The following is a 24,073-nucleotide window of genomic DNA, read 5'->3' on the forward strand; positions in this document are numbered from 1 at the left end:
AGATCCACGAATAATTTCGTGTCTTAATGACAAACCTGAAAAGGGAAGCTTCGGCTTCCCTTTTTTATTGCCTGTGTTCTGCCGAGGGAAGGGGAGGACAAAGGACTTGGCTGATATTAAAAAAGCCTATATAATTCGCGCACTTTGAAAGTGATGCACCAAATGCTGGTGACAATTCACACAGTGGGCTTGATCAATAGCGTCAGCTATGTATAATGTGCCCCTCGCTACTTAAGTTAGCGACAGTTATGCAGCAAATCTGAGCTGGTAACTTAATTACAGCGACTCCGATTGGGAGTCGAACGGTTAAATCATCTCGCTCTGTCTTTCTCTCAGGAGAAATGGCTAGAGGGTGATTTTTTATGTGTCCATTTTAGGAGCTCTGGTCAATGCAGAACCAAAGAATCCGTATCCGCTTGAAGGGTTTCGATCATCGTTTGATCGATCAATCAACCGCGGAAATCGTTGAAACTGCTAAACGTACTGGCGCCCAGGTACGTGGTCCTATCCCACTGCCTACTCGCAAAGAGCGTTTCACCGTTTTGATCTCTCCGCACGTTAATAAAGATGCTCGTGACCAGTACGAACTGCGTACTCACAAGCGTCTGGTTGACATCGTTGAACCAACCGAAAAGACCGTTGACGCTCTGATGCGTCTGGATCTGGCGGCTGGTGTTGATGTCCAGATTAGCTTGGGTTAATTGAGATCCTTTAGAAGAGGTTTGAGAGATGGCTATCGGTCTTATTGGTCGTAAAGTGGGTATGACCCGCATCTTCACTGAAGATGGCGCGTCTATCCCTGTTACAGTAATTGAAGTAGAAGCGAACCGCGTTACTCAGGTTAAGACCCTGGAAAACGACGGCTACCGCGCTCTTCAAGTTACTACCGGCACCAAAAAAGCCAATCGCATCACTAAGCCAGAAGCTGGCCACTTTGCCAAGGCGGGCGTTGAAGCCGGTCGTGGTCTGTGGGAAATGCGTCTGGCCGACGGTGAAGGCGAAGGCATTGAAGTTGGTGCTGAGCTGAAAGTTGAAATCTTCGCTGACGTAGCGAAAGTAGATGTTACTGGTCAGTCTAAGGGTAAAGGTTTCCAGGGTGGCGTTAAGCGCTGGAACTTCCGTACTCAGGACATGACTCACGGTAACTCTCTGGCACACCGCGCTAACGGTTCTATCGGTCAGAACCAGACGCCAGGTCGTGTATTCAAAGGTAAGAAAATGTCAGGCCACATGGGTGCCGAGCAAGTGACCACTCAGAATCTGGACGTAGTACGTGTAGATGCAGAGCGTAACCTGCTGCTGGTTAAAGGTGCCGTTCCTGGCGCTACCAACGGTAACCTGATTATCAAGCCTGCCGTTAAAGCTTAAGGTCTGAGGAGATAGTAATGGAATTGGTATTGAAAGACGCTAACAGCGCTCTTGAAGTTTCCGAAACTACCTTCGGCCGTGACTTTAATGAAGCACTGGTTCACCAGGTAGTTGTAGCGTTCGCTGCAAACGCGCGTCAGGGCACTCGTGCTCAGAAGACTCGCGCAGAAGTAATTGGTTCTGGCAAAAAGCCATGGCGCCAAAAAGGTACTGGCCGCGCTCGTGCGGGTGGTATCAAGGGCCCAATCTGGCGTGGAGGCGGTGTATCTTTCGCTGCTAAGCCTCAAGATCACAGCCAGAAAGTGAACAAGAAGATGTACCGCGGTGCTCTGAAGAGCATTCTGTCTGAGCTGGTACGTCAGGACCGTCTGATCGTTGTTGAGAAGTTCGGTGTTGAAGCTCCTAAAACTAAAGAGCTGAAAGCCAAGCTGGCCGCAATGGATCTGCAAGACGTGTTGATCGTTACTGCTGAAGTAGACGAGAACCTGTTCCTGGCAGCTCGCAACCTGTACAAGGTAGACGTTCGTGATGTAGCTGGTATCGACCCAGTTAGCCTGATCGCGTTCGACAAAGTGCTGGTAACTGCTGATGCTGTTAAGCAAATCGAGGAGATGCTGGCATGATCCGCGAAGAACGTTTGCTAAAAGTTATTCTGGCTCCACACATCTCTGAAAAGAGCACTGTTGTAGCTGAAAAGACCAACACTGTAGTTTTCCGCGTAGCTATCGATGCCACTAAGGCAGAGATCAAAGCTGCTGTTGAAAAACTGTTTGAAGTTGAAGTAGCTGGTGTTCGCACTCTGGTAAACAAAGGCAAAACCAAGCGTCACGGTGCCCGTTTCGGCCGTCGTAGCGACTGGAAAAAAGCCTACGTGACCCTGGCTGCCGGTGCCGACATCGACTTCGTTGGCGCTGAAGCATAAGGAGATTACAAATGGCAATTGTTAAATGTAAGCCAACTTCTCCAGGTCGTCGCCACGTAGTTAAAGTGGTTAACGCTGACCTGCACAAGGGTAAGCCTTTTGCTGGCCTGCTGGCTAAGAAGTCTAAGTCCGGTGGTCGTAACAACACCGGTCGTATCACCACTCGTCACATCGGTGGTGGTCACAAGCAACACTACCGTTTGATCGACTTCAAGCGTAACAAAGACGGTATCCCAGGTAAGGTTGAGCGTTTGGAATATGATCCAAACCGTACTGCTCACATCGCCCTGGTACTGTACGCTGACGGTGAGCGTCGTTATGTTCTGGCTGCCAAAGGCATGAAGGCTGGTGACGTGATCAAGTCCGGTATCGATGCTGATATCAAAGTAGGTAACGCTCTGCCTCTGCGCAACATTCCAGTGGGTTCTGTAGTTCACGCTGTTGAAATGAAGCCAGGTAAAGGCGCTCAGATCGCTCGTTCTGCCGGTGCATACGTACAGGTAGTAGCGCGTGACAACGCTTACGCAACTTTGCGTCTGCGTTCTGGCGAAATGCGTAAAGTTCCAGTTGATTGCCGCGCCACCCTGGGTGAAGTTGGTAACGCTGAACACATGCTGCGTCAGCTGGGTAAAGCTGGTGCTAAGCGCTGGAGAGGCGTTCGCCCAACCGTTCGCGGTGTTGCAATGAACCCTGTAGACCACCCACATGGTGGTGGTGAAGGTCGTACTTCCGGTGGTCGTCACCCAGTGACTCCATGGGGCGTACCAACCAAGGGTTATAAGACTCGCAGCAACAAGCGCACTGACAAGTACATTGTACGTCGTCGTAATAAGTAATAAGAGGATTCGCCATGCCACGTTCTCTCAAGAAAGGTCCATTCATTGACCTGCACTTGCTGAAGAAGGTAGAGAAAGCGGTAGAAGCCGGTGACAAAAAGCCTATCAAGACTTGGTCTCGCCGCTCAATGATCATCCCACAAATGATTGGGTTGACTATCGCTGTCCATAATGGTCGTCAGCACGTACCTGTTTTCGTAACTGACGAAATGATCGGCCACAAACTTGGTGAATTCTCACCAACTCGCACTTATCGCGGCCATGCTGCTGATAAGAAAGCGAAGAAGCGCTAATACGGGAGGAATAAGATGGAAGTTCTAGCTAAACATCGTTTTGCCCGTACGTCTCCGCAGAAAGCGCGCTTGGTAGCTGATCAGATCCGCGGCCTGCCTGTAGCAAAGGCCCTGGAAATTCTGACTTTCAGCCCTAAGAAAGCAGCCGTACTGGTAAAGAAAGTAGTTGACTCTGCAATCGCAAACGCTGAGCACAACGAAGGCGCAGACATCGATGAGCTGAAAGTTGCTAAGGTTTTCGTAGACGAAGGCCCAGTAATGAAGCGCATCATGCCACGTGCGAAAGGTCGTGCCGATCGTATCATCAAGCGTACCAGCCACATCACTGTGGTTGTATCAGATCGCTAGGAGAGAGCAATGGGACAGAAAGTACATCCTAATGGTATCCGTCTGGGTATCACTAAGCCTTGGATCTCTACCTGGTACGCAGATAAGTCAGACTATGCAAATAATCTGAACAGCGACTGGGAAGTGCGTAAGTTTCTGGAAAAGAAACTGAAAGCAGCTTCAGTATCCAAGATCGTTATCGAACGCCCAGCGAAAAGCATCCGCGTTACTATTCACACTGCCCGTCCAGGTGTTGTGATTGGTAAGAAAGGTGAAGACGTTGAAGTATTGCGTGCAGAAGTAGCCCGTATCACTGGCACTCCTGCGCAAATCAACATCGCTGAGATCCGTAAGCCTGAGCTGGACGCTAAGCTGGTAGCCGATTCTATCGGTCAGCAGCTGGAGCGTCGCGTTATGTTCCGTCGTGCTATGAAGCGCGCTGTACAGAACGCTATGCGTATCGGTGCCCAAGGTATCAAAGTTGAAGTTAGTGGCCGTTTAGGCGGCGCTGAAATTGCGCGTTCCGAGTGGTACCGCGAAGGCCGTGTGCCTCTGCATACCCTGCGTGCTGACATCGACTATGCGACTTCTGAGAGCCACACCCAGTATGGTGTGATCGGCATTAAAGTTTGGATCTTCAAAGGTGAAGTTCTGGACGGTATGCTGCCTCAGATCGAAGAGCCGAAGCAGCAGCCTAAGCGCAAGCCTCGTAACAAGTAGGAGAGCCCGCAATGCTGCAACCTAAACGTATGAAGTTCCGTAAGATGCACAAAGGCCGCAACCGCGGTCTGGCTGCAGGCACTGAAGTAAGCTTCGGTTCCTTCGGTCTGAAAGCAGTTGGCCGCGGCCGTTTGACTGCTCGTCAGATTGAATCTGCGCGTCGTGCCATGACACGTCATATTAAGCGTCAAGGCAAAATCTGGATCCGTGTGTTCCCAGACAAGCCAATTACCTCTAAGCCTCTTGAAGTGCGTATGGGTAAAGGTAAAGGTAACGTTGAATACTGGGTATGCCAGATTCAGCCTGGTAAGGTACTCTACGAAATGAACGGCGTTTCTGAAGAGCTGGCTCGCGAAGCTTTCGCACTGGCTGCTGCTAAACTGCCTATCAAGACTACCTTCGTAACTAAGACGGTGATGTAATGAAAGCGAGCGAACTGAGAGAAAAGAGCGTTGAAGAACTGAACGCTGAATTACTTGGTCTGCTGCGTGAGCAGTTTAACCTGCGTATGCAACACGCTACTGGCCAGCTGAGCCAAACTCATCAGCTGAAGACAGTGCGCCGTAACATTGCGCGTGTTAAGACCATTATTACTTCTAAGGCGGGTGCATAATGTCTGACAAAATCCGTACTTTGCAGGGTCGCGTGACCAGCAACAAAATGGACAAGTCCATCACTGTTGCCGTTGAGCGTCAGGTGAAACACCCTATCTATGGTAAGTACATCAAGCGTACTACCAAGATTCATGCACACGACGAAACTAACCAGTGCAATGAAGGCGACGTAGTCACTATTCGTGAATGCCGCCCTCTGTCTAAGACCAAGTCTTGGACTCTGGTAGATGTTGTTGCAAAAGCCTAATCGATAGATAAGGCACTTGGTAAACGGCTCCGAAATAATTTGGGGCCGTTTGTTTTTTAATACTACCAAACCCTAATTGTTGGTGTTATACTTGCGCGCCATTTTTGACCAAATTCGGCAAAAATGAGTGTATATTTCACCCCGTGTTGGGGCATTTGTGTAGTAACGATAGCGGAGCACTTAAAATGATCCAAATGCAATCGACTCTGGACGTCGCGTGTAACAGTGGCGCTCGCAGAGTTCAGTGTATTAAGGTCTTGGGTGGCTCTCATCGTCGTTATGCCGGTATCGGCGACATCATCAAGGTTTCTGTTAAAGAAGCTATTCCTCGCGCTAAAGCGAAGAAAGGTGATGTGTATAACGCGGTGGTAGTCCGTACTAAGAAAGGCGTACGTCGTCCAGACGGTTCTGTCATTCGCTTCGATCGGAATGCAGCGGTTCTGCTGAACGCAAACCTTGCACCGATTGGTACTCGTATCTTTGGACCAGTGACTCGTGAATTGCGTACTGAGCAGTTCATGAAAATCGTATCGCTGGCACCAGAAGTACTGTAAGGAGCTTCAAAATGGCAGCTAAAATCCGTCGTCAAGACGAAGTAATTGTACTGGCAGGTAAAGACAAGGGTAAAACCGGTAAGGTTTCCCAGGTTCTGCCTACTGGTAAGGTGATTGTTGAAGGCATCAATCTCGTTAAGAAGCACACTAAGCCAAACCCACAGCTGGGCGTAACTGGTGGCATCGTTGAGAAAGAAGCTGCGATTCAAGCATCTAATGTAGCGATCGTAAACCCTGCCACTGGCAAGGCTGATCGTGTAGGTTTCCGATTTGAAGATGGCAAGAAAGTGCGTTTCTTCAAATCGAACGGTGAACTCGTTAAGTAATTGGAGTAAACGATGGCGAAACTGCATGATAAATACAAAGAGACTGTTATTGCTGAGCTGACTAAAAAGTTCGGTTATACCAGTGTCATGCAAGTCCCTCGGATTGAGAAAATCACCCTGAACATGGGTGTTGGCGAAGCCGTTGCAGACAAGAAAATCATGGAAAATGCTGTCCGTGATATGACTGCAATCGCTGGCCAGAAGCCAGTAGTAACTGTTGCTCGTAAATCAGTTGCAGGCTTCAAAATCCGTGAAGGCTACCCTATTGGTTGTAAAGTCACTCTGCGCGGTGAGCGCATGTGGGAATTCTTTGAGCGTTTGGTTGACATCGCTATCCCACGTATCCGTGACTTCCGTGGTCTGAGCGCTAAGTCGTTCGACGGTCGCGGTAACTACGCTATGGGCGTTCGTGAGCAAATCATTTTCCCTGAAATTGATTACGACAAAATCGACAAGATTCGTGGTATGGATATCGTTATCACTACCTCAGCGAAGAATGACGAAGAAGGTCGTGCTCTGTTAGACGCTTTTAACTTCCCATTCAAAAAGTAAGGGTAGCGTAATGGCAAAACAATCAATGAAAGCACGTGAAGCTAAGCGTGCAGCACTCGTGGCTAAGTACGCTGAAAAGCGTGCAGCTCTGAAAGCTATCATCAGCAGCCCAGAGTCTTCTGACGAAGCTCGTTGGGACGCAGTAATGAAGCTGCAAGCCCTACCACGTGATTCCAGCGCAGCGCGTCAGCGTAACCGTTGTAATCAAACTGGACGCCCACATGGTGTTCTGCGCAAGTTCGGCCTGAGCCGTATCAAACTGCGTGAAGCAACCATGCGTGGTGAAGTTCCTGGTCTGCGTAAGGCCAGCTGGTAAGCACTTGTCACGGAGTAAGCTAATATGAGCATGCAAGATCCTATTGCGGATATGTTGACCCGTATCCGTAACGGCCAAGCTGCTAACAAAGTATCTGTGAAGATGCCTTCTGCCAAGCTGAAAGTAGCTATCGCTAAGCTGCTGAAAGACGAAGGTTATATCACTGACTACGCTGTAGCAGGTGAAGCCAAGCCAGAACTGGAAATCACTCTGAAGTATTTCCAAGGCAAAGCTGTTGTTGAGACTATCCAGCGTGTATCCCGTCCTGGTCTTCGTATTTACAAAGGTAAAAACGAGTTGCCAAAGGTTATGGGCGGTCTGGGTGTCGCAATCGTGTCCACTTCTCAAGGCCTGATGACTGATCGCGCCGCCCGCCTAGCAGGCATGGGTGGTGAGGTTATCTGCTACGTAGCATAAGGAGCTAGGAAATGTCTCGTGTAGCAAAAGCACCAGTCACTATCCCAGCTGGCGTAGAGGTGACTTTAAATGGTCAGGAAATTACCGTTAAAGGCGGTAAAGGTACTCTGACTCGAGTAATCAACAGTGCAGTAGCAGTTGTTGTTGAAGATAACCAAGTTAAGTTTGGTCCAGTAGAAGGTGTTGAAGGTGCTTGGGCTCAAGCCGGTACCGCACGCGCTCTGGTTAACAACATGGTTGTCGGTGTGTCTGAAGGTTTCGTTAAGAAGCTGAAGCTGATCGGTGTTGGTTACCGTGCCAAAGTTGTTGGCAACGGTGTTGACCTGACCCTAGGTTTCTCACACCCACTGGTTCACACTCTGCCTGCTGGCGTAACTGCAGAATGCCCTAGCCAAACTGACATCGTCCTCACCGGCGTTGATAAGCAGTTGGTTGGTCAGGTAGCTGCAGAAATTCGTGGATACCGTCCACCTGAGCCTTACAAGGGCAAGGGTGTTCGTTATGAAGACGAACAAGTACGCCGTAAAGAGGCTAAGAAGAAGTAAGGTACGCGATATGGATAAGAAACAATCTCGCTTGCGCCGCGCTACTCGTGCCCGCAAGAAGATCCAAGAGCTGGGCGCTAACCGTCTGGTTGTACATCGTACTCCGCGTCACATTTACGCTCAGGTTATCAGCCCTGAAGCGGTAGTTATCGCTACTGCATCTACTGCCGAAAAAGCAGTTAAAGAAGGTCTGAAGTACAGCGGTAACGTAGACGCAGCCAAGGCAGTGGGTAAAGCCGTTGCTGAACGCGCGATCGAAAAAGGCGTGACTGTTGTTGCCTTCGATCGTTCTGGTTTCAAGTATCACGGTCGTGTAGCTGCGCTGGCAGATGCTGCTCGTGAAGCTGGCCTCCAGTTCTAAGGGGTTTATACAATGGCTAAAGTAGAAGCTCAGCAAAAAGACGATCTGCAAGAAAAACTGATTGCAGTAAATCGTGTTTCTAAAGTAGTTAAGGGCGGCCGTATCTTCAGCTTCACTGCACTGACTGTAGTTGGTGATGGCGCTGGTAAGATCGGTTATGGCTACGGTAAAGCTCGCGAAGTTCCAGCTGCTATTCAAAAAGCAATGGAAAAAGCTCGCCGTAACATGGTTACCGTTGAACTGAACGAAGGCACTCTGCACCACCCAGTGAAGGGTCGCCACTCTGGTTCTCGCGTATACATGCAGCCAGCCTCTGAAGGTACCGGTATTATTGCCGGTGGCGCAATGCGTGCCGTATTGGAAGTAGCAGGCGTTCATAACGTTCTGTCTAAAGCATACGGTTCCACTAACCCGATCAACATCGTACGTGCAACTGTTGACGCTCTGGTACATATGAAGTCTCCAGCGCAGATCGCAGCCAAGCGTGGCCTGAATGTTGACGAAATTCGGGGGTAATGCACCATGGCAACTAAGACTATTAAAGTAACTCAGACCAAAAGTGCTATCGGCCGTCTGCCTAAGCACAAAGCGACTCTGACAGGCCTGGGCCTGCGTCGCATCGGTCACACCGTTGAACTGGAAGATACTCCAGCTGTTCGCGGTATGATCAACAAGGTCTACTACATGGTTAAGGTGGAGGATTAATCAATGAAATTGAATACTCTATCCCCAGCAGCAGGTTCTAAATCTGCTCCTAAGCGTGTAGGCCGTGGTATCGGTTCTGGCTTGGGCAAGACTGCTGGTCGCGGTCACAAGGGTCAAAAATCTCGTTCCGGCGGCGGTGTACGCGTTGGCTTCGAGGGTGGTCAGATGCCACTGAAGATCCGTCTGCCTAAGTTCGGTTTTACCTCTCGCACTGCGATGGTAACCGCGGAAGTTCGCGTAGGCGAACTGGCTAAAGTAAACGGTGATGTTATCGACCTGAACGCACTGAAAGATGCGAACGTAATTACTCGCAACATCCAGTTTGCGAAAATCGTTCTTTCAGGTACCATTGAGCGCCCAGTGACCGTTAAAGGTCTGAAGGTAACCAAAGGTGCACGTGCAGCTATCGAAGCTGCCGGCGGTAAGATCGAGGAATAATACGTCGATGGCAAAACCAGGACTTGACTTAAAAAGCGCGAAGGGCGGCTTTTCAGAATTGAAGGCCCGTCTCTTGTTCGTGATTGGTGCAATTATCGTCTTTAGGGCGGGTTCGTTTGTGCCAATTCCTGGTATTGACGCTGCTGTATTAGCCGAGCTGTTCGCTCAGCAGAAGGGAACCATCCTGGGCATGTTCAACATGTTCTCGGGTGGTGCCCTTGAGCGCGCCTCCATCTTTGCATTGGGTATCATGCCGTACATTTCGGCGTCGATTATCATGCAATTGCTGACTGTTGTGCATCCTGCACTTGCTGAACTGAAGAAGGAAGGTGAGTCAGGACGTAAGAAGATCAGTCAGTACACTCGATGGGGTACGCTGGTGCTGGGTACGTTCCAGTCGATCGGTATTGCAACCGGATTACCAAATCTGATGCCTGGCCTGGTGGTCAACGCAGGTTTTGGTTTCTATTTCGTTGCAGTCGTGAGCTTGGTTACCGGGACTATGTTCCTGATGTGGCTGGGCGAACAAATTACCGAACGAGGCATAGGTAACGGTATTTCGATCCTGATTTTTGCAGGTATCGTAGCCGGCTTGCCCTCTGCTATCGGCCAAACTGCCGAGCAGGCGCGTCAAGGCGATTTGAACGTACTGGTGCTGCTGTTAATTGCAGTCATCATATTTGCAGTGACTTACTTCGTGGTATTCGTAGAGCGTGGTCAACGTCGTATCGTTGTTAACTACGCCAAGCGTCAGCAGGGCCGTAAGGTATTTGCTGCGCAATCTACCCATTTGCCACTGAAGGTCAACATGGCGGGTGTTATCCCTCCAATTTTTGCGTCCAGCATCATTCTGTTCCCTGGAACCCTGGCTCAGTGGTTCGGTCAGAATGAGTCCATGTCATGGTTGAGCGATTTCTCGCTGGCTGTGTCACCAGGACAGCCGCTGTACTCATTGTTGTATGCAGCTGCAATTATCTTCTTCTGTTTCTTCTACACTGCGTTGGTGTTTAACCCACGCGAAACAGCAGACAACCTGAAGAAGAGTGGTGCGTTCATTCCCGGGATTCGTCCTGGAGAACAGACTTCGCGTTACATTGATAAAGTAATGACCCGACTGACTCTGGCCGGTGCGTTATACATTACCTTTATCTGTTTAATTCCGGAGTTCATGCTTATCACTTGGAAGGTACAGTTCTATTTTGGCGGTACCTCACTGCTGATTATGGTAGTAGTGATCATGGACTTCATGGCTCAGGTTCAGACCCATATGATGTCTCATCAATATGAGTCTGTAATGAAAAAAGCCAACTTGGTGAACAAAGCGAATCTTGATCGCTTTGGCCGCTAACCTGGCTTAACGGAGTGGTGAAATGAAAGTTCGTGCTTCCGTGAAGAAGATCTGCCGTAACTGCAAGATCATCAAGCGTAGTGGCGTTGTACGCGTTATCTGTGTTGAACCAAAACACAAACAGCGTCAAGGCTAAAAAATCCGGCCAGTTCCTGTAAATCAGGACTGGCCAAAAAATGATTGCAAACCCGTCATCTGTCGAGTATCCTTTCGGGCTTTTCACAGATGGCCTTTTGACTTAAGGAGTGCATAGTGGCCCGTATCGCTGGCATTAACATTCCTGATCATAAGCATACAGTCATTGCATTGACTGCTATCTACGGCATTGGTCGTACTCGCGCACAAGCTATTTGCGCGGCTACTGCTATTGCTGAAGACGCTAAGATCAAGGAACTGAGCGAAGCTCAAATCGATACCCTGCGCGAAGAAGTTGCCAAATACGTAGTAGAAGGTGACTTGCGTCGTGAGGTTTCCATGAACATCAAGCGTCTGATGGACCTTGGTTGTTACCGTGGCCTCCGTCATCGCCGCAGCCTGCCCCTGCGTGGGCAACGTACTAAGACCAATGCGCGTACTCGCAAAGGTCCACGTAAACCAATCAAGAAGTAACGGGAAGGTAGTATAAATGGCTAAAATTCCGTCACGTTCTCCGCGTAAGCGCGTACGTAAGCAGGTTGCTGATGGCATGGCGCACATCCATGCGTCTTTCAACAACACAATTGTTACTATCACCGACCGTCAAGGTAATGCTCTTTCCTGGGCAACTGCAGGTGGCAGTGGTTTCCGTGGTTCACGTAAATCTACTCCGTTTGCTGCACAGGTTGCTGCTGAGCGTGCAGGTACTGCTGCTCAGGATTACGGCGTTAAGAACCTTGAAGTGTTCGTGAAGGGTCCAGGTCCAGGTCGTGAATCAGCCATTCGTGCGCTGAACGCTGTTGGTTACAAAATTACCAACATTACCGATGTGACTCCGATCCCTCATAACGGTTGTCGCCCTCCTAAAAAGCGTCGCGTGTAACGCGAACTATAGGATAGTTGGAGAAAGATAATGGCAAGATACTTGGGTCCTAAGCTCAAGCTCAGCCGCCGTGAAGGTACAGATCTGTTCCTGAAGAGCGGTGTGAGAGCAATTGATTCGAAGTGTAAGCTTGAAGCTGCACCAGGTCAGCACGGCGCTCGTAAGCCTCGTCTGTCTGAGTACGGTCTACAGCTGCGCGAGAAGCAAAAAGTTCGTCGTATTTACGGTGTACTGGAAAAGCAGTTCCGTAACTACTATAAAGAAGCTGCACGTCTGAAAGGCAACACTGGTGAAAACCTGCTGCAACTTTTGGAAACCCGTCTGGATAACGTAGTTTACCGTATGGGCTTTGGTGCGACACGTGCAGAAGCACGTCAGCTGGTTAGCCATAAGTCTGTTATGGTAAACGGTCGTGTTGTTAACATTCCTTCATTCAAAGTGTCTGCGAATGATGTAGTAAGCATCCGTGAGAAGTCTCAGAAGCAAGCTCGTATTAAAGCTGCTCTGGAAGTGGCTGCTCAACGTGAGAAGCCTACATGGATTGAAGTAGACTCAGCTAAGATGGAAGGTGCTTTCAAGCGCATTCCAGAACGTAGCGATTTGTCTGCGGAAATTAACGAACAGCTGATCGTCGAGCTTTACTCTAAGTAAGGCTAACAAACAAGAGAGGACACAATGCAGGGTTCTGTTACAGAATTTCTTAAACCGCGTCTCGTTGATATCGAGCAGGTTAACCCAACTCGTGCCAAGGTTACTCTGGAGCCGCTAGAGCGTGGTTTCGGTCATACTCTGGGTAACGCGTTGCGTCGCATCCTTTTGTCGTCTATGCCCGGCTGCGCGGTTACCGAAGTCGAGATCGATGGCGTGCTGCATGAATACAGCAGCAAGGAAGGCGTACAAGAAGATATCCTTGAAATCTTGTTGAACCTGAAGGGTTTGGCAGTGGTTATCGAGGGTAAAGACGAGGCTATGCTCACTCTGAGCAAGTCCGGCGCAGGCCCTGTCACCGCAGCAGATATCACTCACGATGGTGATGTTACCATCATGAATCCTGATCATGTTATCTGTCACCTGACCGGTAACCATGACATCAGCATGCGTATCCGCGTTGAGCGTGGTCGCGGTTATGTGCCAGCATCTGCTCGTGCACAGACTGAAGACGATGATCGCCCAATCGGCCGTCTGTTGGTTGATGCTTCTTTCTCACCTGTAGCTCGCATTGCTTACAATGTTGAAGCCGCTCGTGTAGAACAGCGTACTGACCTGGACAAGCTGGTAATTGATATGACCACTAACGGTACTATCGACCCAGAAGAAGCTATCCGTCGCTCTGCGACCATCCTGGCTGAACAGCTGGATGCGTTTGTTGAACTGCGCGATGTTTCTGAGCCAGAGCAGAAAGAAGAGAAGCCAGAATTCGATCCGATTCTGTTGCGTCCTGTCGACGATTTAGAGCTAACTGTACGTTCGGCTAACTGTCTGAAGGCCGAAGCGATTCATTACATCGGTGATCTGGTACAGCGCACTGAAGTTGAGCTGCTCAAGACTCCTAACCTGGGTAAGAAATCTCTTACCGAGATCAAGGACGTGTTGGCATCTCGCGGACTGTCGTTAGGTATGCGTCTGGAAAACTGGCCTCCAGCTAGTTTGGCCGACGACCTATAAGTCCCAGGTTTGTACAGATTTAGGTTATAAGGATTAGGTCATGCGCCATCGTAAGAGTGGTCGTCAACTAAACCGTAACAGCAGCCATCGCCAAGCTATGTTCCGTAACATGGCATCTTCACTGGTACGTCATGAAATTATCAAGACTACCGTTGTGAAGGCGAAAGAACTGCGTCGCGTAGTTGAGCCTCTGATAACACTTGCTAAAAGTGACAGCGTTGCAAACCGTCGTCTGGCGTTTGCTCGTACCCGCGATCAAGAAGTCGTAGGTAAACTGTTTAACGAATTGGGTCCACGCTACCAGGAACGTCCTGGTGGTTACACCCGTATCCTGAAGTGCGGTCTGCGTACCGGTGATAAAGCCCCTATGGCTTACATCGAGCTGGTAGGTCGCCCAGAAGCTGCAGAAGCTGTTGAAGCTGAAGCCGCTGCTGAGTAATCTCAGGCTACAAGAAAAAACCGGACCTTAGTGTCCGGTTTTTTTCTGCCTGTTGTTTATGTCATCCCTTTGAAACCGTCTCGGTTATGCCACAATCTTCTCCGTGGTAATTTTACTTGTTCACCTTTCTCACTAGTGCTCCACTTTTGGCGAATCCAGATGATTATCATTATTGATTTAATGGTTCTCGTTCCTGTTGCGTAAACACACTTGAAGATGATCTGCCGCCTCAACAATACCTTCAGTTGAAGGGACAATTCGGCAGTGATGCGTATCAGGGCTCAGAAAGGCCCATGTCTGCGAGTGCCCTGGGCATTCAGGTTTAGGTGTGCGACACATATCGCATGTGTCCACTGAGCTTGTTATCCACCTCGAAGAACGGCTCATTAGCGCAATCCTCCTGTTCACCAATACACGAGCCTTTGATGTACCCTGCCATCTCTCAACCGATATAGATCGAGAGCAGATTATGCAGAAGCTTATCGCCAAGGCTATGAGTGCAATTCATTGGTGGAATATCGACAGGCAACAGACGCCTGCATATTGAGCCCGTTGCTCAGCAAGTAGAGAGTAATATTAAAGCGGGCGACTCTGAGCTTGGCCCTATATAGGCTAATCCATCGACTGTCGTTATTGATGGCTATTGTCTCAGGCCGGGGGCTGAGTAACGCCCTGAACTAATGCTTAGAAACACATAGTTTCAGTGGATAGAAGACGCTGGTCTTGGACCTTATTACGGATATACGTATAACTGGCCTGTAGCGACGCTGTGAAGAGCTGTTTATCAGAACACCTCTATGGGTGATTCAGACAGATACGCCCCATATGGCGTAATTGGTGGCGTTTAGCGTATAGATAGAAAGTAGGTTGGAGAAGAAAGAGCTCATAAGGTAACGCAAGTGGTCTGATCGGCGCATTCCCGCTGATATTTGGTACTTGCCGAACCTGATTCTGGATAACGAAGCCGCTCACTGAGTAAGGGGCACAAAAAAGCCCTCATTAAGAGGGCTTTTAAAGCTATCAAAACAGCTTAGTTAGTGCTGGTTTGAGTATCTGAGTATTCCAGCTTGTCATGGGACTTACCCATGGCTTCAGCAACTTCAGGCGGCATGTAGTTTTCATCATGCTTGGCCAGAACTTCAGTGGCCTCCAGAACATTGCCTTCACCCAATACACCCTGAGCAACGATCCCCTGACCTTCGCGGAACAGGTCAGGCAGCAGGTCATCAAATGTCACTTTGATTTCACCACCTGAAGCATCGTGAACTTTAAACTCCACGTGCAGGCTGTCAGGGTCACGAACCAGAGAACCTACAGTCACCATGCCACCGACACGGATGCGTTGGCCCACTTCGGGTTTCACGCCAGTATCTGCTTTACCCTGAACAATCTCTGTTGGAGTAAAAAACAGGTTGAGGTTTGAGTTCAGGGCATACAACAGCAATGACGCAATACCCGCTACACCAACGACCAGGGCGCTGGCCAGAATAAGTCTCTTTTTACGTCTTGGATTCATTGTTACTCCGGTTTTGTTTCAGGCGCTCCTCGCGAGCCAGTTTCTGGGCGATTTGCTTTAATACTTTATTCTTCTGTTTGACGCTCTGGAAAACCAGTACCGCCAGGCTTGAAAAGGTCACACCATAGGCCAGCCATACATAAAACGCATAGCCACCCATATTGAAGAAGTCACTGATAGATTCAAATTGCATTATGCCGCTCCCTGCTCTTGTGCCAGTTTACGTACCCAAGGGCGCATACCATTACGGGCCAGAACTTCAGCGCGGAATCGCACCAGAGTCAAAGCACCAATCATCATGCCGAAGCCGAAGATATTGATCAGCAGAGGGATCAGCATTTCAGTTGGCATTGCTGATTCTTCGGTGATCTTAATGGTGGATGGCTGATGCAGAGAGCTCCACCATTCCACTGAGTATTTGATGATTGGGATGTTGATAACACCAACAATCGCCAGGATACCTGCCGCACGGGCTGCCAGTACCTTATCTTCGAAGGAGGCATACAGAGAAATAACACCCAGATACAGGAACAGCAGTACCAGTTCTGAAGTCAGACGCGCATCCCATACCCACCAGGTTCCCCACATAGGTTTACCCCAGGTCGCGCCGGTGAACAAAGCGATAAAAGTGATAACAGCACCGATTGGAGCAATCGACGCGGCAGCCCAGTCTGCGGCTTTAATTTGCCATACCAGACCGATAAAGGCTGAGATTGCCATGCCCATATATGCGGCCATCGACATAGAGGCTGCCGGCACATGGATAAAGATAATGCGATAACTGTCGCCTTGCTGATAATCAGTCGGGGCGAACATCAGGCCCCAAATGGTACCTGTCAGAATAAGACCCAGTGCCAGAATGCTGAACCACGGCAGGAGTTTTCCTGCGAGTTGATATGCACGCTCAGGATCAGCGTAAGGATGTAACCACTTCCACATATTAGTTAGTACTCACTCTCAGAGATGCACCGATTGCAACTGGTGCCAAAGTTAACGAACCGACCAGCATAGCGCCAATGATGGCGAGTTGACCGTCGTAGGGCAAATTCATGCCTGCTGCATCTATCGCACTGGTTGCGAAGATCAGTACCGGAATATACAGCGGCAGGATCAGCAAGCTGAGCAATACACCGCCTTTTCTCAGGCCTACGGTCAACGCCACACCAATGGCGCCAAGCAAACTTAAAACAGGTGTTCCCAGTGCCAGGGTCGCGATTAGCGCGCCATAGCTGTTGGATTCAAGATGCAGTAACACCGCCAGTAAAGGGGCGATGATAATCAGTGGAACACCGGTCAGTAACCAATGAGCCAAAACCTTGGCCAGCACCATCAGCGACAGAGGCTGAGGGCTAAGCATCATTTGCTCCAGCGCGCCATCGGAAAAGTCTGCCTTAAACAGGCGTTCCAGCGAGAGCATTGAGGCCAGCAATGCGGCGACCCATATAATCCCGGGAGCAATTCGGGTCAGCACCTGAGGTTCAGGGCCAATACCCAGTGGAAACAGGGTTACCACCATAACGAAAAACAGCAAAGGGTTGAAAATATCGCCACGGTGGCGAACCGCGATTTGCAGATCCCGCTTCAGCAGGGTCATAAATGCACGGGTATAGCTGATGCCTCTTTTCATTTGCCTGGGAACCTTAGTCAAAATTGTACTTGAGCTTGATCTTCTTCAGCCTGCTGTCGCTGACCACACCCATATCCTGGTGAGTCGTTAGGATGACGCAGCCACCATTGTCGGCGTGTTGGATGAAGAGTTTCTCCAGAGTCTCTACGCCTTTCTTATCGATTGCCGTAAATGGTTCATCCAAGATCCACACTTTACTTGTGGTGTGCCACAGGCGGGCGAGGGCAGTGCGTCTGTGCTGACCCGCAGACAGGTGGCCTGCCAATGCATCTTCAAAGCCGCTAAGGTTCACTTTTGCCAGTATGTCCCTGATATCAGGGTCATCGTACCCACTTAACCTTAAATTGAAGTTAAGGTTTTCCTCTGCTGTCAGCTCGCTTTTTACACCGGGAAGATGGCCTAGATAGAGCAGGTCTTCATTGAACTCATCGCGTGCGCGAGTGATATCTTCATTACGGTAGAGTACTGAGCCTGCGTAAGGGCGGGACAGGCCAGCGAGGATGCGCAACAGGCTGGTTTTACCGGCACCATTAGGGCCTTCAATCTGAACGATATCACCTTCCTGGATATCAAAACTCAGCTCGTCAAATAGAATGCGCTCTTCCCTGATACAGGTAAGGCTGCTTGCCGAAATCAGAGTATTTTCTTTGGTTGCTGTGACCACTGAACCCTCGTAGTGAAGCCGGTATAAAACTGGAAAGATATTATCACAATCACTTTGGGGGTTTTACATTTGATCTGTTTGAAGTGTCAGCAATTTGATGTGCTTCCAAGAAAATCACTTTAGCGGGAACTTTTTAAAATAATGCTAAAACAATTGGCTGTAAGGTTGCGAAACTGGCGTAAAACGGCAACTTGCGGACGATTATCACAAAAAGGTGAGATTTATTGATATTTGTTGTAGTCTTAAAGAGCCGATGATAAGTCTGCCAAAGAATTTAAAGGCAGCCACGAGCTTGAGCTTGTCAATTTTTACATTAGGAACGATGAAGATGAAAAAACTGTTAGCTATGACTGCAGTAGCCGCATTGACTATGTCAGCGAACGTGTTTGCACAAGAGGGAGAGGCTGTTTACAACAAGGCTTGTCAGGTTTGTCACGCCATGGGCGTTGCCAATGCTCCTAAGTCATTTGACGCTGCTGCCTGGGAACCTCGTCTGGCACTTGGTCTGGATGCCCTGGTTGCAACTGTTAAGACTGGTAAAGGCGCCATGCCTCCAGGCGGTATGTGTACCGATTGTTCTGACGAAGATTACAAGGCAGCAATTGAATTCATGTCAAAAGCTAAGTAATCGTCGCTACGACATAAAAAAACCGGCAACTGCCGGTTTTTTTATGTCTGGCGTTTGCCAGGTGTTACTGAACCTGAGTATCCAGAACCAGTGTAGCGGTGTCGCCAACCGGTACTGAAGCCAGCTGGCCTTTCAGGTCGCCGCTCTGTGGGCGCACACTTCCGTGCTTGGACAGTACGGCAATAATCTCTACGTTCTTGGCATCGCTCAGCTTAAGTGCGCCGCCCATAGAGGTTGAGTTATCCAGTACTACCTTGGCTGGCAAAGCCTTGGCGCTGATCTTGGTTGCTGCCAGAGGCACCTTTTCACCTTCGGTGTTGCGGGCAAACACAAACAACATATCGGTCGAGGCTACCTGGTCCTGCAGTTCAGGAGAGATAGATACTTCAATGGTCACAGTCTGGTCTTCACCGGCCATTATGGCGCTGTGGTTGCTGTCGTTTGGCATCTCGCCAGACTCAGCGGCAATACGCATTTTGGCGGTTTGAATCGCATTGTTAACCGAGGCACGGTCGATATCCTGACGGTCGCTGGTCAACAGGGTTTCCCACGCTTCAATCGCTTTGTCATAGTCAGCGGTGAAAAACGCATTCATACCAACCAGCAGCAGGGTAGAAGGATCTTTTGGATCTTTCGCCAGCGATTTATCAACAATAGCCTGGATCTCCGGGGTCATGGTCTGGTTGTTTTTGTAGTACATGGCTGTGGCTTTCGGGCCAAGCAGTTCCGCATGTTCACCAACCAGTTCAATCACCTTATCAAAGGCTCCGATGGCTTCATCATAACGATTGGCAGAAGTATAAGCATGACCCAGGTTGAACCACAGCTGGCTGTTGTCAGGCTGACCTTTGGCTTGCGCTTCCATCATTTCGATCTGCTGAGAAATCATCTGCTCTTCAGTCATACCGGCGTGAGGATTATTGGCCTGGGGGTTGTTCTGCATATACTCAAGTGCGTCATAGGCACCGAGTTTCATGTAGGAGTAACCAGCCACAGCGATCACGGCAACAGACATAATAGCTGGCCACAGGATACCCTTTGGCTTTGCCTGCACGCTCAGTGACTCATCCTGGCCTTGCTTCATATCCTGCAGCAAGCTCACTTCAAGCTCTTGCTTCAGGGCTTCGAATTCTTTTTCATCCAGCAACTGGTCTTCCAATTCTTTCTCAAGAATAGCAAGACGTTCGTTGAACAACTCTACGTTGGTTTTGTTACGGACACCGGCTTCTTCGGCGCGAATGAGCTTTTGTTGACGGAAATGAGGCAGCCAAATCATCAGCAGGCTGACTAACAGCACAAGCGCAATAAAAATCCAGAATGTGGTCATTATTTCTACTTCACGTTAGTTGACTATTTGCGGCTGGGCCGCGCGGTTAGATTCCCGGATTATACGGGAAGATGATTCATTGAACAGTAATATAACCCCCATTCCAACCCGGATGAGTAGAGTTGGGGACTGGTTCACAGATTAGTCTACAAGGTAAAAATTTGTTGAAACTTAATGGACTTGGCTCTGTCACACTCGTGGGACTGTCACTTGCCTTAAACCACTTCAAAAATGGGGATTTACGAGAATGCGACAAGCAACCCATTATTGGTCGAAAGGGGCAGACAGGAACTATAGCAAATACTAAAATGACCAAAAAATTAACGCTCAATTGTTGTGCGTTGTACGGCAAAACGCCGTATTAATCTGCCTGAACATGAGACTGAGGAACCCCCATGATCCCAGAACTTGGACACTTTTCACTGATCATAGGATTGGCTTTTGCCGTCCTGCTGGCCAGTGTGCCCTTGATCGGTGCGGCTCGCAAAGATCAATATCTGGTGCGTTACGCCTGGCCACTGAGTTACGGTATGGCCTTCTTTATTTTGTTGTCTGTAATCGCCCTGGCATACAGTTTCGCCACCGATGATTTCTCCGTAGCCTACGTCGCAGGCCACTCCAACTCTCAGCTTCCTATCTTCTTTAAAATTGCCGCCGTTTGGGGTGGTCATGAAGGTTCTCTGCTGTTCTGGGTATTCTCTCTGTCAGCCTGGGCTGCAGCTGTAGCTATGTTCAGTAAAGGTCTGGAAGAGATTTTCACCGCCCGTGTACTGAGTATTCTGGCGATGATTATCATCGGCTTTACGCTGTTTATGATCCTGACCTCCAGTCCATTTGAACGTCTGCTGCCTGTGCCGGCTGAAGGCCGTGACCTGAACCCGATGCTGCAGGACGTAGGTCTGATTTTCCACCCACCTATGCTGTATCTGGGCTATGTAGGCTTTGCGGTGAGCTTTGCCTTCGCGATTGCGGCTCTGATGAGTGGTCGTCTGGACTCCGCATGGGCTCGCTGGAGCCGCCCCTGGACTCTGGCTGCCTGGGTATTCCTGACCGGCGGTATCTCACTGGGTTCCTGGTGGGCTTACTATGAGTTGGGCTGGGGTGGTTGGTGGTTCTGGGATCCAGTTGAAAACGCCTCCTTTATGCCTTGGTTGATCGGTACTGCGCTGCTGCACTCAGTGATTGTGACCGAGAAGCGTGGTGCATTCCGTAACTGGACCGTACTCCTGTCTATCTTCGCTTTCTCTTTGAGCTTGCTGGGTACCTTTATCGTACGTTCCGGCGTATTGACCTCTGTTCACTCCTTTGCTGCAGACCCAAGCCGCGGTATGTTCATTCTGTTGCTGCTCGGTCTGGCAATTGGTGGCTCTCTGACACTGTTCGCACTGCGTGCCAGTGAAATGGCCAGCCCAGCCCGTTTCGAGCTGAACTCTAAAGAGACCTTCCTGCTGGTATGTAACGTTCTGCTGACTGTTTCCTGTGGTACGGTTCTGCTGGGTACTCTGTATCCGCTGCTTATCGATGCCCTGAACATGGGTAAGATCTCTGTAGGCCCTCCATACTTCAACTCAGTGTTTGTGCCTATTGCACTGGTACTGTTCGTATTTATGGGCTTTGGTCCTATCTCCCGCTGGAAGAAGTCAAAACCTGGTGAAGTGCGCCGTCAGGCCCTTATCCCGGCCATCATTGCCGCAGTCGTCGGTCTGGCAATGCCATTCCTGATCGACGGTCAGTTTAATGCCTGGGTTGTGGCTGGTATTGCTACAGCGACCTGGGTAACTCTGATGACGCTGCGTGCGGCCTATAACATTGTGAAGCCACGGGCTGATGCCGATGTGAGTCTGGCCCGAATCACCCGTAGTCAGGCCGGTATGCTACTGGCGCACATGGGTATTGCTATGTCTATCGTGGGGGCGACCATGGTATCCAACTACTCTCTGGAAAAGAGTGTACGTATGGGCCCTGGCATCTCTCATGAGTTGGCGGGTTACACCTTCAAGTACACTGAAACCAAAACTGTTCAGGGTCCTAACTATGTGGCCAAACAGGGTCAGGTTGAAGTATACAAAGACGATAAGATGCTGACTTTGCTGAAGCCAGACCGTCGTCAGTACACAGTACACACCATGGATATGACTGAAGCCGGTATCGACTGGGGCTTTACCCGCGACCTGTACGTGACCATGGGTGATCCGGTAAGCGCTACCGAGTTTGCGGTTCGTCTGAACTACAAGCCTTATGTTCGCTGGATTTGGATCGGTAGTATTTTCATGATGATAGGTGGTATTTTCTCTGCTTCTGACAAACGCTACCGCGTACGTCAAAGCGCCAAGGAAAACGCCGTTGAAGCCAAAGCGGCTACTGCCTGATTTGTGAGGAAATCATGAGTAACAAAAGAAGAATTATTCTTTTTCTGCCACTGATTGTGTTTTTGGGAATGGGTATCTTCCTGTACAAGGGCCTGTTCCTGAATCCTGAGCAGTTGGACTCAGCACTGGAAGGAAAGCCGATCCCGGCTTTCCAACTGGAAAAGCTGGAAAACCAGGGTGAAGTGATCACCGAGAAAGATCTGGTTGGAAAGGTTGCCCTGATGAACGTTTGGGCGACATGGTGCCCAAGCTGCAAATACGAGCACCCATTCCTGATGAGACTGGCTCGTCAGAATATCGTGCCTGTATATGGTATTAACTATCGTGATGAGCGTGGCCCGGCGATTATGGAGCTGGCCCGTGAAGGTGACCCGTACGCGCTGAACATCTATGACAAAGACGGTCGTCTGGGTCTGGATCTGGGTGTGTATGGTGCTCCGGAAACCTTCATCATCGACCATAAAGGTATTATCCGCTATCGCCACGCCGGTCCTGTCGATCAGCGTGTATGGACTGACACCCTGTTGCCTATGGTGCAGCAGCTGCAGGCCGAAGCTAAAAAGGATGGTGCAGCATGAGAAGTATCATGAAGATGGTCAGCGCAGCCGCGCTGGCCCTGGCTCTGGCAGGTGGAGCGCTGGCTACGCCTATCGATACCTATGAGTTCCAGAACCCTGATAACCAGAAGCGTGCAATTACTCTGGCCAGCGAACTGCGTTGTCCTCAGTGTCAGAACCAGAATCTGGTGGACTCTAATTCTCCGGTAGCCCGGGATCTGCGTCTTGAAGTATACAAGATGGTAGATGACGGCAAGACAGATGATGAGATCGTTGATTTCATGACAACTCGCTATGGTGAGTTCGTACTGTACAAACCAAAGTTTGAATACAAAACTCTGGTTCTGTGGGGCGGTCCGGTTGCCTTGTTCCTTATTGGTCTGACAATTGTGTTTATGTTTGTCCGTCGCCAAAGAGGTAACGTAACCAAAGAGGTTGCGCTAAGCGAGGAAGACCAGCGTCAACTGGATGAATTACTGAAACGGAATCAGCAAAAATGAAACCCATCCTGAGTATTGCACTTGTGCTGTCGTTGCTCAGTGGTGTAGCTCAGGCCTATCCGGGGATGCAACCGCATCCCCAGGAAAACTCCGGCTCCACCGTCGATAAAGTTCAACTTCTTCCCAAGTCCTATCCAATAGAAGCCATCCCGTTTCAGACGGTAGATGGTCAGTCAGTCGATTTCAGTCAATACAAAGGCAAGATTGTGATGGTAAACATGTGGGCGACCTGGTGTCCGCCATGTGTTCGCGAGCTGCCGGCGCTGGAAAAGCTTTCTCATCAATTTGGAAAAGATGATTTTGTGGTTCTGCCTATCTCTATCGATGCAGAAGGACAGAAGCAGGTACAGCCGTTTTTGAAAGATCTGGGTATGCCTGACTTTACGTCCTACTATGATCCACAGCAGAAGTTGGGGCAGGTGTTCCCGCTCGACTATATACCTGCCACCTTTATCCTGGATCAAAATGGAGATTTGGTTGCTTTCGTTCGCAGTTATGTCGACTGGAACGATAAGAAAGCCGTTGAGCTTATTGGCAACCTGATCGCCAAAAAGCCGGGCAATAGGGCTGAAACCGCCAAATTAGCTGAATAATTCAGCGGAAACCCCATAAAAAGATCGCTTTTGTTGAAAATCTCAGCAAGCGATCTTTTTTCGTTTAAAAACCCCTTGCGCAATAAATTCGGCTCCCTATAATGCGCCTCCATCGACACGGCACAACGGGCTTCTCTGGTAGAGATAGCACAGAGTAAAACGGTCGATTCGGTAAGCACCGAAGAGTTTGAAAAACTTCTTTAAAAAAGTGCTTGACGAAAGGGTTTCAAAGCGTAGAATACGCAGCCCTGACCCGATGAAAACAAATCATCGGTTGCTCT

39 protein-coding genes are annotated in these 24,073 nt (G+C 49.5%); 33 read left to right on the top strand and 6 right to left on the bottom strand.

Features of this window, described 5'->3' with window-relative positions; genetic code table 11:
• Positions 1–389 precede the first annotated feature (389 nt).
• The 28 genes from rpsJ (at position 390) to rplQ (ending at position 14,011) form a co-directional block, all read left to right on the top strand.
• Positions 390–701, top strand: coding sequence for a 30S ribosomal protein S10 (gene rpsJ / locus ACFOE0_RS02745; RefSeq protein ID WP_011758333.1), 312 nt, complete (start codon positions 390–392; stop codon positions 699–701).
• A gap of 28 nt (positions 702–729) precedes the next feature.
• Positions 730–1,368: a 50S ribosomal protein L3 gene (gene rplC, locus ACFOE0_RS02750; protein ID WP_248937868.1), complete on the top strand. Its 639-nt coding sequence runs from the start codon at positions 730–732 to the stop codon at positions 1,366–1,368.
• A gap of 17 nt (positions 1,369–1,385) precedes the next feature.
• Positions 1,386–1,991: a 50S ribosomal protein L4 gene (rplD, locus tag ACFOE0_RS02755; RefSeq protein WP_248937869.1), complete on the top strand. Its 606-nt coding sequence runs from the start codon at positions 1,386–1,388 to the stop codon at positions 1,989–1,991.
• A complete protein-coding gene (gene rplW, locus ACFOE0_RS02760; RefSeq protein WP_248937870.1) occupies positions 1,988–2,290 on the top strand; it encodes a 50S ribosomal protein L23 in 303 nt (100 codons plus the stop codon). Before rplD ends, rplW begins: the two co-directional genes overlap by 4 nt.
• An 11-nt stretch (positions 2,291–2,301) precedes the next feature.
• Positions 2,302–3,126: a 50S ribosomal protein L2 gene (rplB, locus tag ACFOE0_RS02765; protein WP_248937871.1), complete on the top strand. Its 825-nt coding sequence runs from the start codon at positions 2,302–2,304 to the stop codon at positions 3,124–3,126.
• A 14-nt stretch (positions 3,127–3,140) separates the two neighbouring features.
• Positions 3,141–3,419 carry a 30S ribosomal protein S19 gene (rpsS, locus tag ACFOE0_RS02770; RefSeq protein WP_011758338.1) on the top strand — a complete coding sequence of 93 codons (279 nt, stop codon included), beginning with the start codon at positions 3,141–3,143 and terminating at the stop codon, positions 3,417–3,419.
• 15 nt (positions 3,420–3,434) lie between these two features.
• Entirely contained in the window at positions 3,435–3,767 is a 333-nt protein-coding gene (gene rplV / locus ACFOE0_RS02775; RefSeq protein ID WP_115134497.1) for a 50S ribosomal protein L22, read from the top strand.
• A 9-nt stretch (positions 3,768–3,776) separates the two neighbouring features.
• A complete protein-coding gene (rpsC, locus tag ACFOE0_RS02780) occupies positions 3,777–4,466 on the top strand; it encodes a 30S ribosomal protein S3 (protein ID WP_115134499.1) in 690 nt (229 codons plus the stop codon).
• An 11-nt stretch (positions 4,467–4,477) separates the two neighbouring features.
• Complete coding sequence (gene rplP / locus ACFOE0_RS02785; RefSeq protein ID WP_115134501.1) at positions 4,478–4,888, top strand: 50S ribosomal protein L16; 411 nt, start codon at positions 4,478–4,480, stop codon at positions 4,886–4,888.
• Positions 4,888–5,079, top strand: a complete 192-nt coding sequence (gene rpmC / locus ACFOE0_RS02790; RefSeq protein ID WP_115134503.1) for a 50S ribosomal protein L29 — start codon at positions 4,888–4,890, stop codon at positions 5,077–5,079. Before rplP ends, rpmC begins: the two co-directional genes overlap by 1 nt.
• Positions 5,079–5,327, top strand: a complete 249-nt coding sequence (rpsQ, locus tag ACFOE0_RS02795) for a 30S ribosomal protein S17 (RefSeq protein ID WP_248937872.1) — start codon at positions 5,079–5,081, stop codon at positions 5,325–5,327. The genes rpmC and rpsQ overlap by 1 nt, the downstream gene beginning before the upstream one ends.
• Before the next feature lie 185 nt (positions 5,328–5,512).
• Positions 5,513–5,881 (top strand): 50S ribosomal protein L14, encoded by a 369-nt coding sequence (gene rplN, locus ACFOE0_RS02800; protein WP_011494644.1) that lies wholly within the window; start codon positions 5,513–5,515, stop codon positions 5,879–5,881.
• Positions 5,882–5,892: 11 nt separating this feature from the next.
• Positions 5,893–6,207 carry a 50S ribosomal protein L24 gene (rplX, locus tag ACFOE0_RS02805; protein WP_115134507.1) on the top strand — a complete coding sequence of 105 codons (315 nt, stop codon included), beginning with the start codon at positions 5,893–5,895 and terminating at the stop codon, positions 6,205–6,207.
• Between the two features lie 12 nt (positions 6,208–6,219).
• Positions 6,220–6,759 carry a 50S ribosomal protein L5 gene (gene rplE / locus ACFOE0_RS02810; RefSeq protein ID WP_248937873.1) on the top strand — a complete coding sequence of 180 codons (540 nt, stop codon included), beginning with the start codon at positions 6,220–6,222 and terminating at the stop codon, positions 6,757–6,759.
• A 10-nt stretch (positions 6,760–6,769) separates the two neighbouring features.
• Entirely contained in the window at positions 6,770–7,075 is a 306-nt protein-coding gene (gene rpsN, locus ACFOE0_RS02815; RefSeq protein WP_115134511.1) for a 30S ribosomal protein S14, read from the top strand.
• Positions 7,076–7,099: 24 nt separating this feature from the next.
• The gene (rpsH, locus tag ACFOE0_RS02820; RefSeq protein ID WP_115134513.1) at positions 7,100–7,492 is read left to right on the top strand and encodes a 30S ribosomal protein S8; all 393 of its coding nucleotides are present in this window, start codon (positions 7,100–7,102) and stop codon (positions 7,490–7,492) included.
• Between the two features lie 11 nt (positions 7,493–7,503).
• Positions 7,504–8,037, top strand: a complete 534-nt coding sequence (rplF, locus tag ACFOE0_RS02825; RefSeq protein ID WP_248937875.1) for a 50S ribosomal protein L6 — start codon at positions 7,504–7,506, stop codon at positions 8,035–8,037.
• Between the two features lie 10 nt (positions 8,038–8,047).
• Positions 8,048–8,398: a 50S ribosomal protein L18 gene (gene rplR / locus ACFOE0_RS02830; RefSeq protein WP_115134517.1), complete on the top strand. Its 351-nt coding sequence runs from the start codon at positions 8,048–8,050 to the stop codon at positions 8,396–8,398.
• Positions 8,399–8,410: 12 nt separating this feature from the next.
• A complete protein-coding gene (gene rpsE, locus ACFOE0_RS02835; RefSeq protein WP_115134520.1) occupies positions 8,411–8,914 on the top strand; it encodes a 30S ribosomal protein S5 in 504 nt (167 codons plus the stop codon).
• 6 nt (positions 8,915–8,920) lie between these two features.
• On the top strand, positions 8,921–9,103 hold the full coding sequence (gene rpmD, locus ACFOE0_RS02840) for a 50S ribosomal protein L30 (protein WP_025011974.1): 183 nt from the start codon (positions 8,921–8,923) through the stop codon (positions 9,101–9,103).
• Between the two features lie 3 nt (positions 9,104–9,106).
• The gene (gene rplO / locus ACFOE0_RS02845) at positions 9,107–9,541 is read left to right on the top strand and encodes a 50S ribosomal protein L15 (RefSeq protein WP_115134524.1); all 435 of its coding nucleotides are present in this window, start codon (positions 9,107–9,109) and stop codon (positions 9,539–9,541) included.
• 7 nt (positions 9,542–9,548) lie between these two features.
• Entirely contained in the window at positions 9,549–10,889 is a 1,341-nt protein-coding gene (gene secY / locus ACFOE0_RS02850; protein WP_115134526.1) for a preprotein translocase subunit SecY, read from the top strand.
• A gap of 22 nt (positions 10,890–10,911) precedes the next feature.
• The gene (rpmJ, locus tag ACFOE0_RS02855) at positions 10,912–11,025 is read left to right on the top strand and encodes a 50S ribosomal protein L36 (RefSeq protein WP_011758355.1); all 114 of its coding nucleotides are present in this window, start codon (positions 10,912–10,914) and stop codon (positions 11,023–11,025) included.
• A 116-nt stretch (positions 11,026–11,141) separates the two neighbouring features.
• On the top strand, positions 11,142–11,498 hold the full coding sequence (gene rpsM / locus ACFOE0_RS02860) for a 30S ribosomal protein S13 (RefSeq protein WP_248937876.1): 357 nt from the start codon (positions 11,142–11,144) through the stop codon (positions 11,496–11,498).
• A 16-nt stretch (positions 11,499–11,514) separates the two neighbouring features.
• The gene (gene rpsK / locus ACFOE0_RS02865) at positions 11,515–11,907 is read left to right on the top strand and encodes a 30S ribosomal protein S11 (protein WP_115134530.1); all 393 of its coding nucleotides are present in this window, start codon (positions 11,515–11,517) and stop codon (positions 11,905–11,907) included.
• Between the two features lie 30 nt (positions 11,908–11,937).
• Positions 11,938–12,558, top strand: a complete 621-nt coding sequence (gene rpsD / locus ACFOE0_RS02870; protein WP_248937877.1) for a 30S ribosomal protein S4 — start codon at positions 11,938–11,940, stop codon at positions 12,556–12,558.
• Between the two features lie 24 nt (positions 12,559–12,582).
• Complete coding sequence (locus ACFOE0_RS02875) at positions 12,583–13,572, top strand: DNA-directed RNA polymerase subunit alpha (RefSeq protein ID WP_115134534.1); 990 nt, start codon at positions 12,583–12,585, stop codon at positions 13,570–13,572.
• A 40-nt stretch (positions 13,573–13,612) separates the two neighbouring features.
• The gene (gene rplQ, locus ACFOE0_RS02880; protein ID WP_115134536.1) at positions 13,613–14,011 is read left to right on the top strand and encodes a 50S ribosomal protein L17; all 399 of its coding nucleotides are present in this window, start codon (positions 13,613–13,615) and stop codon (positions 14,009–14,011) included.
• Positions 14,012–15,041: 1,030 nt separating this feature from the next.
• On the opposite strand, the gene ccmE is transcribed toward rplQ, so the two are convergent.
• Genes ccmE through ccmA form a run of 5 tightly spaced genes read right to left on the bottom strand, consistent with a single transcriptional unit; the run spans position 15,042 to position 17,818 of the window.
• Positions 15,042–15,527: a cytochrome c maturation protein CcmE gene (gene ccmE, locus ACFOE0_RS02885; protein ID WP_248937878.1), complete on the bottom strand. Its 486-nt coding sequence runs from the start codon at positions 15,525–15,527 to the stop codon at positions 15,042–15,044.
• Entirely contained in the window at positions 15,511–15,720 is a 210-nt protein-coding gene (gene ccmD, locus ACFOE0_RS02890; RefSeq protein ID WP_248937879.1) for a heme exporter protein CcmD, read from the bottom strand. The genes ccmE and ccmD overlap by 17 nt, the downstream gene beginning before the upstream one ends.
• Positions 15,720–16,466, bottom strand: coding sequence for a heme ABC transporter permease (locus ACFOE0_RS02895; RefSeq protein WP_248937880.1), 747 nt, complete (start codon positions 16,464–16,466; stop codon positions 15,720–15,722). Before ACFOE0_RS02895 ends, ccmD begins: the two co-directional genes overlap by 1 nt.
• A gap of 1 nt (position 16,467) precedes the next feature.
• Positions 16,468–17,154 carry a heme exporter protein CcmB gene (gene ccmB, locus ACFOE0_RS02900; RefSeq protein WP_115134544.1) on the bottom strand — a complete coding sequence of 229 codons (687 nt, stop codon included), beginning with the start codon at positions 17,152–17,154 and terminating at the stop codon, positions 16,468–16,470.
• Positions 17,155–17,167: 13 nt separating this feature from the next.
• A complete protein-coding gene (gene ccmA / locus ACFOE0_RS02905; protein WP_248937881.1) occupies positions 17,168–17,818 on the bottom strand; it encodes a cytochrome c biogenesis heme-transporting ATPase CcmA in 651 nt (216 codons plus the stop codon).
• A 328-nt stretch (positions 17,819–18,146) separates the two neighbouring features.
• Between ccmA and ACFOE0_RS02910 the strand changes: the two genes are divergently transcribed.
• Positions 18,147–18,446 carry a c-type cytochrome gene (locus ACFOE0_RS02910; protein WP_115134548.1) on the top strand — a complete coding sequence of 100 codons (300 nt, stop codon included), beginning with the start codon at positions 18,147–18,149 and terminating at the stop codon, positions 18,444–18,446.
• A 64-nt stretch (positions 18,447–18,510) separates the two neighbouring features.
• Here ACFOE0_RS02910 and ccmI read toward each other — a convergent pair whose 3' ends face one another.
• Positions 18,511–19,773: a c-type cytochrome biogenesis protein CcmI gene (gene ccmI / locus ACFOE0_RS02915; RefSeq protein ID WP_248937882.1), complete on the bottom strand. Its 1,263-nt coding sequence runs from the start codon at positions 19,771–19,773 to the stop codon at positions 18,511–18,513.
• 395 nt (positions 19,774–20,168) lie between these two features.
• Here ccmI and ACFOE0_RS02920 point away from each other — a divergent pair, with 395 nt between their 5' ends.
• The 4 genes from ACFOE0_RS02920 to ACFOE0_RS02935 are packed head-to-tail and all read left to right on the top strand — an operon-like array spanning position 20,169 to position 23,792.
• Entirely contained in the window at positions 20,169–22,142 is a 1,974-nt protein-coding gene (locus ACFOE0_RS02920) for a heme lyase CcmF/NrfE family subunit (RefSeq protein WP_248937883.1), read from the top strand.
• 14 nt (positions 22,143–22,156) lie between these two features.
• Positions 22,157–22,720, top strand: a complete 564-nt coding sequence (locus ACFOE0_RS02925; RefSeq protein ID WP_248937884.1) for a DsbE family thiol:disulfide interchange protein — start codon at positions 22,157–22,159, stop codon at positions 22,718–22,720.
• An 8-nt stretch (positions 22,721–22,728) separates the two neighbouring features.
• Positions 22,729–23,199 carry a heme lyase NrfEFG subunit NrfF gene (nrfF, locus tag ACFOE0_RS02930; RefSeq protein WP_380711359.1) on the top strand — a complete coding sequence of 157 codons (471 nt, stop codon included), beginning with the start codon at positions 22,729–22,731 and terminating at the stop codon, positions 23,197–23,199.
• The gene (locus ACFOE0_RS02935; protein WP_248937886.1) at positions 23,196–23,792 is read left to right on the top strand and encodes a TlpA disulfide reductase family protein; all 597 of its coding nucleotides are present in this window, start codon (positions 23,196–23,198) and stop codon (positions 23,790–23,792) included. Before nrfF ends, ACFOE0_RS02935 begins: the two co-directional genes overlap by 4 nt.
• Positions 23,793–24,073 lie beyond the last annotated feature (281 nt).

Origin of the sequence: Shewanella submarina, assembly GCF_042646185.1 — a bacterium.
In the GTDB taxonomy this organism is placed as follows: domain Bacteria; phylum Pseudomonadota; class Gammaproteobacteria; order Enterobacterales; family Shewanellaceae; genus Shewanella; species Shewanella corallii.